12 protein-coding genes are annotated in these 14,321 nt (G+C 32.9%); 7 read left to right on the forward strand and 5 right to left on the reverse strand.

Features of this window, described 5'->3' with window-relative positions:
- Positions 1-79: 79 nt before the first annotated feature.
- From ABWH96_RS03345 to panC, 5 genes are all read right to left on the reverse strand, one after another.
- Positions 80-775, reverse strand: coding sequence for a zinc metallopeptidase (locus ABWH96_RS03345; RefSeq protein ID WP_375580115.1), 696 nt, complete (start codon positions 773-775; stop codon positions 80-82).
- 4 nt (positions 776-779) lie between these two features.
- Complete coding sequence (rfaE2, locus tag ABWH96_RS03350) at positions 780-1,250, reverse strand: D-glycero-beta-D-manno-heptose 1-phosphate adenylyltransferase (protein WP_375580116.1); 471 nt, start codon at positions 1,248-1,250, stop codon at positions 780-782.
- Complete coding sequence (locus ABWH96_RS03355) at positions 1,237-2,259, reverse strand: lysylphosphatidylglycerol synthase transmembrane domain-containing protein (protein WP_375580117.1); 1,023 nt, start codon at positions 2,257-2,259, stop codon at positions 1,237-1,239. The genes rfaE2 and ABWH96_RS03355 overlap by 14 nt, the downstream gene beginning before the upstream one ends.
- Before the next feature lie 3 nt (positions 2,260-2,262).
- Positions 2,263-2,610, reverse strand: coding sequence for an aspartate 1-decarboxylase (panD, locus tag ABWH96_RS03360; RefSeq protein WP_013454177.1), 348 nt, complete (start codon positions 2,608-2,610; stop codon positions 2,263-2,265).
- 127 nt (positions 2,611-2,737) lie between these two features.
- A complete protein-coding gene (gene panC, locus ABWH96_RS03365) occupies positions 2,738-3,586 on the reverse strand; it encodes a pantoate--beta-alanine ligase (RefSeq protein WP_375580118.1) in 849 nt (282 codons plus the stop codon).
- Positions 3,587-3,711: 125 nt separating this feature from the next.
- Here panC and ABWH96_RS03370 point away from each other — a divergent pair, with 125 nt between their 5' ends.
- The 7 genes from ABWH96_RS03370 (at position 3,712) to ABWH96_RS03400 (ending at position 14,319) form a co-directional block, all read left to right on the forward strand.
- Positions 3,712-4,524: a glycogen/starch synthase gene (locus ABWH96_RS03370; protein WP_308349889.1), complete on the forward strand. Its 813-nt coding sequence runs from the start codon at positions 3,712-3,714 to the stop codon at positions 4,522-4,524.
- Positions 4,481-5,914, forward strand: coding sequence for a DUF4270 family protein (locus ABWH96_RS03375; RefSeq protein ID WP_375580119.1), 1,434 nt, complete (start codon positions 4,481-4,483; stop codon positions 5,912-5,914). Before ABWH96_RS03370 ends, ABWH96_RS03375 begins: the two co-directional genes overlap by 44 nt.
- A gap of 8 nt (positions 5,915-5,922) precedes the next feature.
- Positions 5,923-7,761 (forward strand): glutamine--fructose-6-phosphate transaminase (isomerizing), encoded by a 1,839-nt coding sequence (gene glmS, locus ABWH96_RS03380; RefSeq protein WP_375580120.1) that lies wholly within the window; start codon positions 5,923-5,925, stop codon positions 7,759-7,761.
- A gap of 279 nt (positions 7,762-8,040) precedes the next feature.
- Positions 8,041-8,901 carry a TnsA endonuclease N-terminal domain-containing protein gene (locus tag ABWH96_RS03385; RefSeq protein ID WP_375580121.1) on the forward strand — a complete coding sequence of 287 codons (861 nt, stop codon included), beginning with the start codon at positions 8,041-8,043 and terminating at the stop codon, positions 8,899-8,901.
- Entirely contained in the window at positions 8,867-10,966 is a 2,100-nt protein-coding gene (locus tag ABWH96_RS03390; RefSeq protein ID WP_375580122.1) for a hypothetical protein, read from the forward strand. Before ABWH96_RS03385 ends, ABWH96_RS03390 begins: the two co-directional genes overlap by 35 nt.
- On the forward strand, positions 10,959-12,482 hold the full coding sequence (locus tag ABWH96_RS03395; protein WP_375580123.1) for an AAA family ATPase: 1,524 nt from the start codon (positions 10,959-10,961) through the stop codon (positions 12,480-12,482). The genes ABWH96_RS03390 and ABWH96_RS03395 overlap by 8 nt, the downstream gene beginning before the upstream one ends.
- 4 nt (positions 12,483-12,486) lie before the next feature.
- Entirely contained in the window at positions 12,487-14,319 is a 1,833-nt protein-coding gene (locus ABWH96_RS03400) for a TnsD family Tn7-like transposition protein (RefSeq protein WP_375580124.1), read from the forward strand.
- Positions 14,320-14,321: the final 2 nt, after the last annotated feature.

Below are 14,321 nucleotides of genomic sequence, written 5' to 3' on the forward strand. Positions count from 1 at the left end.
CTATTAATTATTTTTTAGTCGTTTCTGTGCAAAAACAGAATGTTCCTGCAAAAGTTTTGCAAATATAGGAAAAATCCATTTAATCTCGACTGCCTAAGAACATCATCACATAATACAACAATGTAACTAATGAAGCTATTGCTGCAACTAAATAAGTCCTAGCTGCCCATTTTAAAGAATCTTTGGCCATATCATGCTCTTGTGGAGTGGTTACTCCTGAAGTGGTCATCCATGCTAAGCCTCTTTTACTAGCATCATATTCTACCGGTAAAGTGATAAAAGCAAAAAGTGTAAAAACAGTATAGCATCCGATGATGACCATCATAGCTAGATCAAAACTAATTAGACCCTGTAGAAAAAATGCACCAAAAAGCATAGCCATAAAAACGAAATTAATAATTTTCGCACTTACATTCTGAAGTGGCACAAGGGCAGACCGCAATTCTAAAAATGCATAAGCCTTGGCATGTTGAACGGCATGTCCTACCTCGTGAGCAGCAACAGCCACTGCAGCTGCAGATCGGTTATTATAAACTTCAGAACTTAGATTTACTGTTTTATTGGCTGGATTATAATGATCTGTAAGCTGTCCTTCAACAGACATTACCTTTACATCATAAATACCATTATCCTTTAACATTTTTTCAGCAGCTTCTCTGCCTGAAATACCGGAGCTTAAAGTTATCTTAGAGTATTTCTTAAACTTACTCTTCAAACGGGATTGCACAGCATAACTAATGATGGCAAATCCGATAATAATTACAATTAAAAACATTTTATTATTTGTTTATTTTATTAATAATATTGGTGGTGGAATATCCTTCGACTAACTCGATTGTCTCAACTGTTCCACCGTTTTCCATTACGACATCTGCTCCCACAATGTTGCTGATTTTATAGTCGCTTCCTTTTACTAAAACATCGGGTTTAAGTAGTTTTATTAAGGATAATGGTGTGTCTTCCGTAAAAAATACAACGGCATCCACGAAAGCTAAGGCTGCAATGATTCTGGCCCTAGCGTTTTCATTATTTACAGGTCTAGTAGGGCCTTTTAATTTGCTTACTGAAGCATCAGTATTTAAGGCTACAATTAATTTATCGCCTTTAGCTGCTGCCTTTTCCAAATAATCCACATGTCCTAAATGCAAAATATCAAAACAACCATTAGTGAACACTACTTTTTGATCTTTCCACTCTTCCCTTTTATCATTTAAAACTTCTAATGAATATATTTTATCAGCTGTTGACATAGGCTTTATTAGCATTTCTTTTAGGAATAATCATACTTAAAAATAAAGATATTGATCCGACTCCAATAATTGCTATTGAATTGGTAGTATGCAAAACAAAAGCAAAAATTATTCCTTCTTTTTCTGCCACTCCATATAGTAATAAACCTGCTCCTACTAAATAATGGAAGGCACCTATTCCACCTTGAACTGGTGCTGCCATTCCAATCCCTCCTAAAACTAATAGAATAAACCCTGCAGAATATCCAAGATCAGCAGTTGACTCCATGCTAAAAAATACTACATAGGTCATGAAATAATAGCAAACCCATATACCTATTGTAGCAACCCAAAATAGCGCTGGATTTTTCAATTTTCTTACTGAAGTGATTCCTTCAACTAATTGACGAAGAAAAGCGGTTAACTTATTATAATATTTATTTTTACTTAAAAATGCCTGATTTCTTTTTAATAGAAAGAAAATCACAATGGCCCCTAATAGAAAGGTGATTCCTATTGCAATTAATGTCAAGAAGTTTTCTTCTAAGGTAGTGGCCTTATCTAAAAACAATTCCAAAAAGAAATTATTTAATCTGCGAAATTCTAATGCAAGTGTAAATGCAACTATGGCAATTAAACAAATCATATCGAAAATTCGCTCCGTTACCACACTTCCGAAACCTCTACTTACTGATACATCATCTGTTTTCTTTAGTACTCCGCATCTTGAAACTTCGCCCATCCTGGGAACTACAAAATTGGCTAAATAGCCCACCATCACAGCCAAAAAAGTTCTTGAGGTTTTTAAATGATAACCCAAAGGTTCTAATAACATATTCCAACGCCAGGCCCGTAATAGATGGCTGAACATGGCCAATGCGATGGATAGATAAAGCCAGTTTAAATTGGCTTTTTTGAAACTTGTCATAATCTCATTTAAATCGACATCTTTATAAAGATACCAAAAAAGTAGAGCAGCTACAGATAATGACAGCGTATATTTTATAAATGATTGGATTCCTTTTCTCAAAGTTTAGGGTAGTTTATTGTTAGCATCAGGAAATATTAAAGAAGGCTTAAATGATTTTGCCTCTTCAAAATCCATATGTGCATAACCAATGATGATGATGATATCACCAACCTGCACTTTTCTTGCGGCAGGTCCATTTAAGCATACCATGCCTGAGCCTCGCTCTCCTTTAATAACATAAGTCTCCAATCGCTCACCATTGTTGATGTTCACAATCTGGACTTTTTCATTTTCTATAAGGTTAGAGGCTTCCATCAAATCTTCATCGATGGTGATGCTTCCAACATAGTGTAATTCTGCTTGAGTAACCTTTACTCTGTGAATTTTTGATTTACAAACTTCAATTAACATACTATACTCTTCAAATTGGGATGCAAAGTTATGAAATTAAATAGAGCCTATAAGGCAAACATATGATATAAATTTATATCTGTTTGATATCCAGTATCAAATAAGGAAATTATAATCCCATTAATTATTAGACATCACTTAAATACATGTTATCTATTAATCTCACATTTCCCATAAACCCTGCAATGCACAGAACGGTATCTGGCGCCAAGTAGTTCTCTGTTTTGGGAAGTAAATCTTTATCGCTTACAATTTCAAAATATTCTAATTCTGCTTTATGATTGTCAAAGAGGTGCTTTACTTCTTTTTTTGCTTCTTCTCCTGATTGGTTTTCTTTTAATATTGACTTTGCCTCAGTTAATGCCTGATAAAATATTCTTGCTTCTTCCCTTTCTTCTTTACTTAAGCGTTCATTTCTTGAAGACATCGCCAAACCATGAGCTTCCCTTTTAATAGGTACGGTAATAATTTCCAAGTTGAAAAATAATTCTTCAACCAGCTTTTTGATAATGGTCAGTTGTTGTAAATCTTTTTGACCGAAAAAAGCATAATTTGGGAGTACAATATTAAAAAACTTAGAGACTATCAAAGCAACACCGCTGAAATGCCCTGGTCGGAATTTTCCTTCCATTACCTGATCTAAATCTCCAAATTCAAATTTAATAGTATTTCTCCCAGCATACATCACTTCATCCGAAGGTAGAAATAAGATATCGCAACCATTTTCATCCAGTAAATCTTTATCGGTATCAATATTTCGAGGGTATTGCTTTAAGTCATCCTGATTGTTGAATTGGGTTGGATTGACATAAATGCTACAGACTACTATATCTACTTTTTCTTTAGCAGTTGCAACCAAGCTCAAATGCCCTTGATGTAAAGCACCCATAGTAGGAACGAAGCCAATTTTTTTACCTTCTGATTTAAATTGAGTGATAAGAGCTTGAATTTCAGCAATTGAGCCAGTTGATATCATAAAAAATGCGCTAAATTAGAAAGTTTTGGAACAAATCTAGCTTATTAATCAAAAAAATAATGGAAAGTGAGTATTTTTTTGTATTTTTGTGCTTCGTTTATGAATTAATCAAATCCAATAAGCATATGTCAAAGCTTCGAATTCTTTACGTAGCCAATGAAATCAATCCATTTTTAAAAACATCAGAAGTAGCAGAATTTGTACGAAAACTCCCTCAAGCCATGCAGGAAAGAGGAATGGAGATTCGTATTCTAGTACCCCGCTTCGGTCTTATTAACGAGCGGAAGAACAGATTACACGAGGTAGTGCGCCTTTCAGGCATCAATATCTCAGTAGGAGAGGAAGAGAAACCTTTAATCATAAAGGTGGCATCAATTCCTAATGCTAAACTTCAGGTGTATTTTATTGACAATGAAGATTACTTCCAGCGTAAATTTGTATTTCATGATAAGGAAAATAATTTTTATCCTGACAATGACGAAAGAGCAATATTTTTCTGCAAGGGAGCGTTGGAAACAGTTAAGAAACTAGGCTGGGCGCCTGATGTAGTACATTGTAATGACTGGATGACCAGCTTGATTCCAATGTACTTAAAGACCACTTATAAAAATGACCCAATATTTAAGGATGCAAAATCTGTATTTACTGTGTATAATACAGAATTCTCTCATAAATTTGGGACAGATTTGGTGGACAAGGTAAAAATGCTTGATATAGAAGATAGCATGTTGTCCAATCTAGAATCAGCCGATTATGAAGGGTTCATAAAAATCGGTGCAGAATATGCAGACGCAGTTATTAAAGCAGGTGATGAGTTTAAAGGAAACCTTGATGAATTATTTTCAACATTCGACAAAGAAAAGAAAGTTGACACCATTGAAAAAGGAGAAGATTTTGAAGAATCCTATTTCAACTTATATACAGAATTGGCAGGCTAATACCGCCACCTCAATTATTACAGGGCCAGCTATCCTGCTGGCCTTTTTTTTCGCCTCATGTGAAGAGCCAATAGAAGTGGAGAGTGATTTAGTTCCAGGAGGGAATAATACTGAAATTCGGTATTTGGAAATTCCTCTTGAAATGAATCATACTGCCTTTGATTCTCGGTTGATTAGTACTAATGCAGTAACAGGGGCTAGGGGTCAAATTTTTGTAGGGCATCAAAACGATCCTGAAATCGGAGATTTTACAGCCAAAGCATATTTTGGTGCTATATTAAATAGTGATTTTGTAAGGGATAGCTTACCAGCGAATGCTACAGTAATAGAAACAAGATTAAAATTAGGCCTGAATTATTATTATGGTAATGAGTTTGCTAAACCTCAAAACTTTATAGTAACCCAATTAAGCGATACTTTAGATATAAACGGAGGGTTATATACAATTTATGATGAAATCCCTTCTGGGGATAAAGTATCATTAGATGAGGAAATCATTATTGATCCAACGGATACTATTGCAGATTATGTTCAACTAGGTAATAGTTTGGGTAGAAACTTATTAAGTCTAGTAAGAGATGAGGATTTGAATCCAGTTGAAATTTACAACTCAATAAGAGGATTTAAAATTGAAACAGAGCAAGGAAATAATAGTCTACAAGCTATTAGTTTAGCAAGTGGTGAATCTTTCATTGAAGTAATGTATGATTCTCCGCAGCAAGACACTCTTAAAAGTGTGATTTTTGATATTTCAGGTTCAAGTTTTACTAATGTTGATTATCGACCAGGATCTTTAGTACCTTCTGATTACTCTAGTAAAAAATCTTTTGATTTAACAGATCCTTCAAAAGCATATTTTAATAATATGATGGGAATTTCACCCAGAATTGATCTAGGTAATTATTTAAACTTTCTTGATACTGTAGATTTTCTGCAAATAAATAAAGCTGAATTATCGATAGGAATTAATGATTTTACTGTAACTGAAAATGGAAATAGTCAAATTAGGCCAGCAGATAATATCGTTCCCTATATTTTAGAGGAAGACGGAAATATAGCTAAGCAAGGGGAAGATTTTTGGGCATTTCAAGCTAATTTTAATTCTAATGGTGCACCAGCAAATCCTAATCAAGCTTCATCGCCAGTTAATTTATCATATGATAATAATAAGAAAGAAATAAAGGGCGATATCAGTTTTTTCTTGCAAGAGATTTACAATAATCCTGACCTATGGGACGAGGGATATGATTTTATGTTTACAGGGCAAATTATCAGGAGAAATGAAACTCCTTTTAATGAAACTCCAAAAATCAATATCGGGAATTTTGATAATTTCTTAGTTGATAAGGAAGATATTAAATTAAAAATATATTATACCACTTTTAAATAATTTGCAATATGTGTGGAATTGTAGCATATGTAGGTCATCAGAATGCTTCTGAGATTATCATAAAGGGATTAAAAAGATTAGAATATAGAGGTTATGACAGTGCTGGAATAGCACTTATGAACGATGATGTTCTTAATGTATATAAAAAGCAAGGTAAAGTATCTGAATTAGAAAATTTTTTAAAAGATAAAAATACTAAGAGTACTATTGGAATAGGGCATACTAGATGGGCGACTCATGGTGCGCCAAGTGATGAAAATGCTCATCCTCATTTTTCTGAAAGTGGAGATTTAGCCATTATACATAATGGTATTATTGAAAACTACTCTTCCCTTAAGCAGGAATTAGAAAACAAAGGATATACTTTCAAGAGTGAAACAGACTCAGAGGTATTCATCAATTTCATTGAGGATATTTATAAAAATAATGAGGGTACTTTAGAAGAGGCAGTACGATTAGCACTAACTAAAGTAATTGGTGCATATGCTATTGTTATAATGTCTACCAATCATCCTGACCAACTAATTGCAGCACGAAAAGGCAGCCCATTAGTAATTGGTGTTGGAAAAGATGAATTCTTTTTAGCTTCTGATGCAACGCCTATAGTTGAATACACCAATGAAGTAATCTATGTTAATGATTATGAAATTGCCGTAATCAAGGATAATAAGATCAGCATTAGAGATACAAAAGATGTAAAGATGACTCCATATATCCAAAAGGTAGACATGGAGTTAGAAGCCATTGAAAAGGGTGGCTTCGAACATTTTATGTTGAAAGAAATTTTTGAACAGCCAAAATCTATTAAAGATTGTTTTAGAGGTAGGTTAATAGCTAATGAAGCTAAATTAGTACTAGGAGGGATTAGAGATTATTCCACTGCTCTGATTAATGCAGAAAGAATAGTTATTGTGGCCTGTGGTACTTCATGGCATGCAGGTTTAGTTGCAGAATATATATTTGAAGAATTTTGTAGAATACCCGTTGAAGTAGAATATGCTTCTGAATTTAGATACAGAAATCCAGTAATCAGAGAAGGAGATATTGTTTTTGCTATTTCTCAATCTGGAGAAACAGCTGATACTTTAGCCGCTATGGAATTAGCTAAATCTAAAGGCGCAATAGTTTTAGGAGTTTGTAATGTTGTTGGTTCGTCCATTTCAAGGGTATCTCATGAGGGTGTTTATACGCACGCAGGCCCTGAAATAGGAGTAGCTAGTACAAAAGCGTTCACTGCTCAGCTGACCGTTTTAACGATGATTGCTTTAAAAACAGCATTGAGAAAAGGAACTATTGCAGAGCAACGCTATAGAGAGATTTTAGTTGATTTAGAAAACATTCCTGCCAAGGTTGAGAAGGCCTTAAAAACAGATAAACAGGTTGAAAAAATTGCTTCAATCTATAAGGACGCAAGAAATTTCTTGTATTTAGGAAGAGGTTACAATTTCCCTGTTGCTTTAGAAGGAGCTTTAAAACTAAAAGAGATTTCTTATATTCATGCAGAAGGTTATCCAGCTGCAGAAATGAAGCATGGGCCAATTGCCTTAATTGACGAGGAAATGCCTGTAGTGGTGATTGCAACAAGGGATAGCTCTTATGATAAGATTGTTTCAAACATTCAAGAGGTAAAAGCCAGAAAAGGAAAAGTGATTGCAGTGGTTTCCGAAGGTGATTCCTTAATTCCAGGTATGGTTGATCATACGATTGAAGTACCAGGAACCCATGAAGTTCTAATGCCAATGGTTTCTACTATTCCACTGCAATTACTTTCATACCACATTGCAGTTATGAGAGGATGTAATGTTGATCAGCCTAGAAATTTGGCCAAATCTGTGACTGTAGAGTAAGGTAATTACATATGCATTTCGCACATGGGGTTCGATATTAAAGTTTGAACAAGTTTAATAAACTTTGAACATGTTTGTTAAAATTTGAACAATGATTTTAGATAAAAGAGGCCTTAAATGGCCTTTTTTTATGTCCTCTTTAAATGGATGAGTTTTTTGAATCAAAAGTTTGAAATCAGCATCTTTTCAAGATACTTTTTGTTTAAAATAGTTTGATATTTTGTTTAATATAGTTTGAACATCAGTACAAAATGTTAACTTTAAAAAAAAATTATCAAAATGGGAGCTCCTAAAAAATATAAAACTAAAATTAAAGACGGACAAGGTGTTGGTGAAGGTATTGATTATAAGCCGTGGTATGAAGCCACAGAATATGTTCCAAAAACTGGCATCTACACTTCTCCAGGAGAGCGAAATAAGAAACTAGGAAACAATACTAGAAAAAAGGGGATAACTATACCTCGAATTCACCATCTACTTTCCAGTTATGAAATCTTCCTATTTACAGTTTTTGATTTAAACCCTAATATTATTGACATAAGGGAGCAATTTCCTTTATTGAAATTAGACGAAGTGAGTGATATTTTTAAGTATTTTAATATAAAGCAAATACAGTCAGACGAGCCACATGTATTAACCACTGATTTTTTAATTAGGTTAAAGGACAAGTCGGAACTTGCAGTGACTTTTAAGCCTACTGAATTCCTTAGTAAAAGGCAAATGCAATTATTTCAAGTAGAAAAAGAATACTGGCAAAGAAATGGTGTTGAATGGAAATTGTGCACTGAAAAGGAATTACCTCAATCAAAAACGTATTTAAAAAATATTAATGAACTACATAATAACTTGAAAACCTTTAAAGATAAATCCATTTCATTCTATATCGTTAATGCCATTTATTCATTTGTAAACGAATGCTCAAATGACTTAAGAAATCATTCCTTATTAGAAGTGGCGCAAATAATTGATGAAGATTTATCAATTGATACAGGTACATCAGTTACGGTTTTTAAAGTATTGATTGCGAAAGGAATTTTTCAATTAGACTTAAATCAAAATTTCTTTTCAGAAAATGTTAAAATCAGTCAAATCAAAATCTTAAAAAATGGAGCTCTTAGTAAATCAGATATTGCAGCATAATTCCAATTTCTTTAGAGTTCTATACTTCAATGTCAAATTAGATATTTGCGTATTAATCAATTTAAGTGAAGAACAAAATCAACTGGAACATCTGGATATAGATTCGCTTACAAAACACAATTATACAAATCCAACTAACCCTCCTTCAAATTTTAATACAACCATCCTAAATGAAGTAATTTTAGAATTAAAAGAGAAAACCTTGGAAAGGTGGGAAAAATCTTGGGAGCAAATAAAAGATCTTGTCACAGATGAACCTAATATTTTTGAAACTTCCTATTTAAATAAAAAGTGCAAAGCGGTTTCAGAACAGTATAATGTCTCTAGACATACTGTTAAGAGAAACATTTTCAATTATTGGAGAAATGGCAAGACGAAGTATGCAATTTTACCGAAGTACTACCTTTCTGGTGGAAAAGGAAAAGAGAGACAATTAGAACAAAATAATGCATTTACAATAACAGATAAGATAAAGGAGGAAATTCAAGCTGCCTATAAAGCAAATCGACCAGAAGGTAAAGATGGTACCTTGAGAGGAGCTTATATAAACTACATTAGATTAAAATATAAAAAAGAGTTTGATAATAAGGAGACTAAAACATACCCAAGTTTAACTCAGTTCTATTATTGGGGTACCAAAAATTTATCAAGCAGTGATAAATTGGCAATAAAAAAAGGGGTTTTATCAAGGGATAAAGACCATAGATTGGTACCTGGATCTTCTTATAACAGCGTTTTCGGACCTGGTATTTTTCAGATAGACTCCACCCCCTCTGACGTGGAAATTATATCCGAAATTGACTTAAGTGAACCAATTGGATGCCCTACAGTATATTTCGTTGCAGATATATTTAGTGGATTATGTACTGGAATTTATGTCACTTTAGAAAATCCATCTTACCACGAGGCTAGCACTGCTTTGTATTATAGTTTTAAAGGATTTTCAATGTTTGCTAATGATATGCTACTCGGTACTTTAAACAAGTTTAATGTTGATGCAACTAGTGCGTTTTATCCTAGTACTTTTCTTCCACATCAAATTGTTACAGATAATGGAAAAGAATTAGTTAGCCGTAATTCTAATAATATTATAACTGATTTGGGTATTGATATTGAGAACAAAGAAGCTTACCGAGCCGATTTAAAAGGTTTAGTTGAAAATTTTTTTAAAATCTATCACAAAGATCTAAAATGTTTCCCAAAAGAAATAGGACATAAAAATATGGCCGAGGGTAGAAGAGGTATTAAAAAGGCAAGAAAAAATGCCACTTACACTTTAAAGCAATATACTGCAATGATTGCAGTAGCAATGGCTAATTACAATCATAAGTGTTCATTGAAAAAATATCCGTTAGCTCCTGAAATGATAAAGGATGGGCTAGTAGATCCATCGCCAATTGAAGTTTGGAATTGGGGAATGAAAAATAGAACAGGATTACTTAGGTCAAGTGAGATTTCAAATCTCAAAGAGTTAATGCTACCAAGAGCTGTAGGGAAACTAAATAAGCATGATCTTGAGTTTGAAAAAATCAAGTATGAAACGCCTCTTCATAAAGATTTGCGAAATATACAGCAACAAACAGGAGAAGTCAAATTAAAATATGATATTTCATATAATCCGAATAATATGAATACCATTAATCTTTTCTTCAATAATGAAATTATAAAATGTAGCATTAATGAACAGAAAAACCCGGGACTAATTAATAAAAGTTTAAAAGAAATAAGGGCCTTTAACAAAGTTCGAAAGAATGTAAAAAAAGAAAAAGAGCATGATAGAGATTCTGGAACTATGGATATTTTAGATATGGCCGATTCATTTAAAAAAGAAAATGATAAGAAAAGAAAATCTAAAGGACAAAAAAGTACTAATAAGGCCAAGGTGAGCTACAACAGGGAAAGAGAAAAAGAATACGAAAGACAACAAAAAGAATTTAAATCCACAGAAGAGCCTAATTCAGATACAAAAATCATTGATATCAATACATCAAAAGAGAACAAAAGAATAGAAGGTGATATAGGTGATATCTTAGATGATATCTATAAAAATATGGACAATGAATAAATTACATGAAGCAGTTTATGTAAAGTCAGATAACCCTGATCATGAGGGTAATCCTGTGATTGAAGCCTTACCTAGGTTGAATAACATTAAAGATTACTTCCGATATTGTGCAACAAACTCCATACACACCAGAGAGGAAGCAATTGAAAAGCCTTATCATATACGAAGGGATTATTTAAACCAGTTACAAAGAGATTTTGTATTGCCCAATTATGGAATTTGGGACGTATACCAGATGATTGTCAATGCACTTTTCACAAGCTACTCTTCTCGAAACCCTATTAAGGAAAACACCACAGAAAAAGTAATCAAGGATTATAGAGATTTATTACAAATAAAGGATCTGACAACAAAAGTTGCAGTAAGCAACAGTTGTTCTTTGTTCGGAATAAGTGGAATAGGAAAAACAACCGCTGTAAATCTGGCCATTAGCACTTTTCCTAAAGCAATATTGCATAAGAATTTAGATTGTGAAAATTTTATTCAGATTCCGATTGTGAAGGTAGAATGTCCAAAGGATGGTAGTATAAAAGACCTATGTCGATTTTTTTTTATAGAGCTTGATAAAATTTTGGGTGATTCGACATATGAAGAAGATTACTGCAAAAAAAAAGATTCTGAAAGTGATCGAGTTAACGCTTTATCTAAATTAGTTCTCAAACATCATATAGGAATTATAATAGTAGATGAAATACAACATTTGGATGCACAAAAAAGTGGTGGTGAAAAAAGAATGCTTCGCTTCTTTTTAAATTTAGATAATACATTAGGTATCCCTATCATGCTTGTTGGGACTAGAGACGGTATCGCAATATTTAAAGATGATGACAAACTAATTAGGAGATTTACTGCATCTGGTTTCTTGGAATGGAACCCTAAGCCAGAAGATGGGGAGTGGAAAAGATTTATTCAACGCCTCTTTATTTATCAGTATACAGATGAGAAAGCTGATGAGAATATCGACTGGCCACGATTGTTTTATCATTATTCTCAAGGTATCTACTCTCGCGCATTCCAAATCTTTAAAATTGCGCATCATTTGGCCTTTGATTATAATAAAGAGAAATTTACCGTCTCCTTAATCAATCAAGTAATTAGGGAAAGGCTTTATATCGATGAGCCTCTATTTGAAATAAAGCGGAAAGATAAAATAAAGGAACGTAATTATAATTTCCCATTAGAAGAAATTGACTACACTGATTACAGATCAATAGAAGTAAAAAATAAATTAGTCGAAAAAAAGATTTCATCAAATATTTTCAAAGGCAAGGTAACAAAAACGCTAGAAAGAAATAAGGAATTAAGTGCACAAGAAATAGCAGATAAAATAATCTTAGATCTCACATCAAAACCTGAAAAAACTAAAACTGTAAGTAAAGAGAAGGCTATTAATGAGGAAGAGGAAGTACTGGCTGCAAATACCTTTGCTAATCTATTTTGTGAAGATAAAGACGAGACCTATCAAAAGGTAAAGGAATTTGGGGATATTTTCGATTTCGAAAAATTTAGATTGTAAAAACATGCTTTATTATTGGCCTCATGCATATCCTGATGAAATTCTATACAGTGTGATTGCCAGATATTTAAAAATTTCCGGAAGCCGAGGCCCCAAGCATTTATTAAATAATCTTTTTGACAGAAAAACTATTAGTGCAACGCTTGATCTACCTAGCGGATTAAAAGATTTAATACATAACCTAGAAATGTTTGATAAGGATGTTGAAATGATTTTGGCCGATAACACCCTCTTCCCGTATTATCAGCCATTTTTAACTCCAACAAAAGCTGGGAAAGTTAGACACTCCATGTTAAATAAATCAGGAGATATTCATACGCTGATCGGAATTAACGCTGGGATTTTCCCCGCTGGCAAATCACCGAAATATTGCCCCTTGTGCGTTAAAGAAGATAAATCTGAAAATATATCACCCTACTTGAGAAGAACCCATCAAATCCCATCAATACAAATTTGCACTCAACACAATATATATTTACTAGAATTAGATAAGAGTAGAGTTCATTTTAACAAACATGAGTATTTATTTCTTGAGGATCACTTAGATCAATTTACCTTAATTGAGCAAAATGAATCTACTGAATACCTTAACATTTGTAAGGATATTGAAAAATTGTTGAAAGGAAAGCAAAATACTTTTGATGTCGATGATCCTTTCTTCTATCGTAAGGAATTATTTAAACTTGGCTTAGTTAAAAACACAAATCAATTAGATATTCAGGGGTTATATGAAAGTTTTAATGAATTATATGACAACGCTTTACTGGCTAAATTTAAGTCATCGGTAAATTTGGTTAATCCTTCTTGTTGGTTAAAAGGAATATTTAGAAAACACAGAAAGGGCTTCGACCCCTCTCGACATATTTTAATTCATAATTTTTTCAAATATTTAGAAACAAAAAATGGAAGCCTGGAAATCAATGAAATCGAAAATATAAATTACCCTTGCTTAAATAAAGTATGCGAGCATTTCAATCAATCTATCCAAACTACATTTTCAAGACACATTGACCATAAATCCAAAAGGCAAATTACGGTGGTTGAATGTAATTGCGGTCATAAGTATACTCATAGTTATATAGCTAGTAAGCAAACCTATTTTGTTAGAATAAAAGAATATGGCTCCGTATGGCATTCTAAACTAAATCAACTTTTGGTAGAGAAAAAAATGAGTATAAGAGCTATTGCCCGAATGTTAGGATGTGACTCCAAGACGATCAATAAATTTAAATCAATTAAAGTAGTAGGCGATTCCACACCTAAAACTGAATTGAAGGAGAAGCAGGAAATTTGGCAACAACATATTAGGAAAAACCCAAAATTTGGTATTACTGAACTAAGAAAAAAGAAGCCTGCCCTTTTTGCTTTTTTATATCGGAATTGTAAAGAATGGTTACAAAAACAGCAATACCATAAATCTAAGCCAAATTCGAAATTAAGGATTAATTGGAAAGCAAGGGATCTGGAAATTCTTCAAGAATTAAGGATAGCAAGGTCAAATGCATTGACAGAAAATCCTAAAAAAAGAATAACAAAAAGCTTACTTCTCATAATGGTGAAAAAAGAAAAAATGTTTTATAACAATCAAGAGAAGCTTAAAAATTGTGAAGAATACTTATCTAAAACTCATGAGTCGAAGTATTTTCATAGAAAAAAAAGACTTGTTCTATCTGCTTTAGAAATGAAAGACGAAAAAGCAGAAATTACCTACTGGACACTCTTAAGAAAAGCAGGCATAAGAAAAGAGTACCTTAACTATGAATTAATTCAAATTACTAAAGGGATTGTAAATGGGACTTTTGAATTATCAAGACAAGCATTAATTAAAACTGCATAATT

The sequence above is a fragment of the Marivirga tractuosa genome (assembly GCF_042140215.1).
Classification (GTDB): Bacteria; Bacteroidota; Bacteroidia; order Cytophagales; family Cyclobacteriaceae; genus Marivirga; species Marivirga tractuosa_A.

Coding starts and splice junctions, on each gene's coding strand:
- ABWH96_RS03345 (WP_375580115.1), bottom strand. CDS start 775: ATGTTTTTAATTGTAATTATTATCGGATTTGCCATCATTAGTTATGCT.
- rfaE2 (WP_375580116.1), bottom strand. CDS start 1,250: ATGTCAACAGCTGATAAAATATATTCATTAGAAGTTTTAAATGATAAA.
- panD (WP_013454177.1), bottom strand. CDS start 2,610: ATGTTAATTGAAGTTTGTAAATCAAAAATTCACAGAGTAAAGGTTACT.
- panC (WP_375580118.1), bottom strand. CDS start 3,586: ATGATATCAACTGGCTCAATTGCTGAAATTCAAGCTCTTATCACTCAA.
- ABWH96_RS03370 (WP_308349889.1), top strand. CDS start 3,712: ATGTCAAAGCTTCGAATTCTTTACGTAGCCAATGAAATCAATCCATTT.
- glmS (WP_375580120.1), top strand. CDS start 5,923: ATGTGTGGAATTGTAGCATATGTAGGTCATCAGAATGCTTCTGAGATT.
- ABWH96_RS03385 (WP_375580121.1), top strand. CDS start 8,041: ATGGGAGCTCCTAAAAAATATAAAACTAAAATTAAAGACGGACAAGGT.
- ABWH96_RS03390 (WP_375580122.1), top strand. CDS start 8,867: ATGGAGCTCTTAGTAAATCAGATATTGCAGCATAATTCCAATTTCTTT.
- ABWH96_RS03395 (WP_375580123.1), top strand. CDS start 10,959: ATGAATAAATTACATGAAGCAGTTTATGTAAAGTCAGATAACCCTGAT.
- ABWH96_RS03400 (WP_375580124.1), top strand. CDS start 12,487: ATGCTTTATTATTGGCCTCATGCATATCCTGATGAAATTCTATACAGT.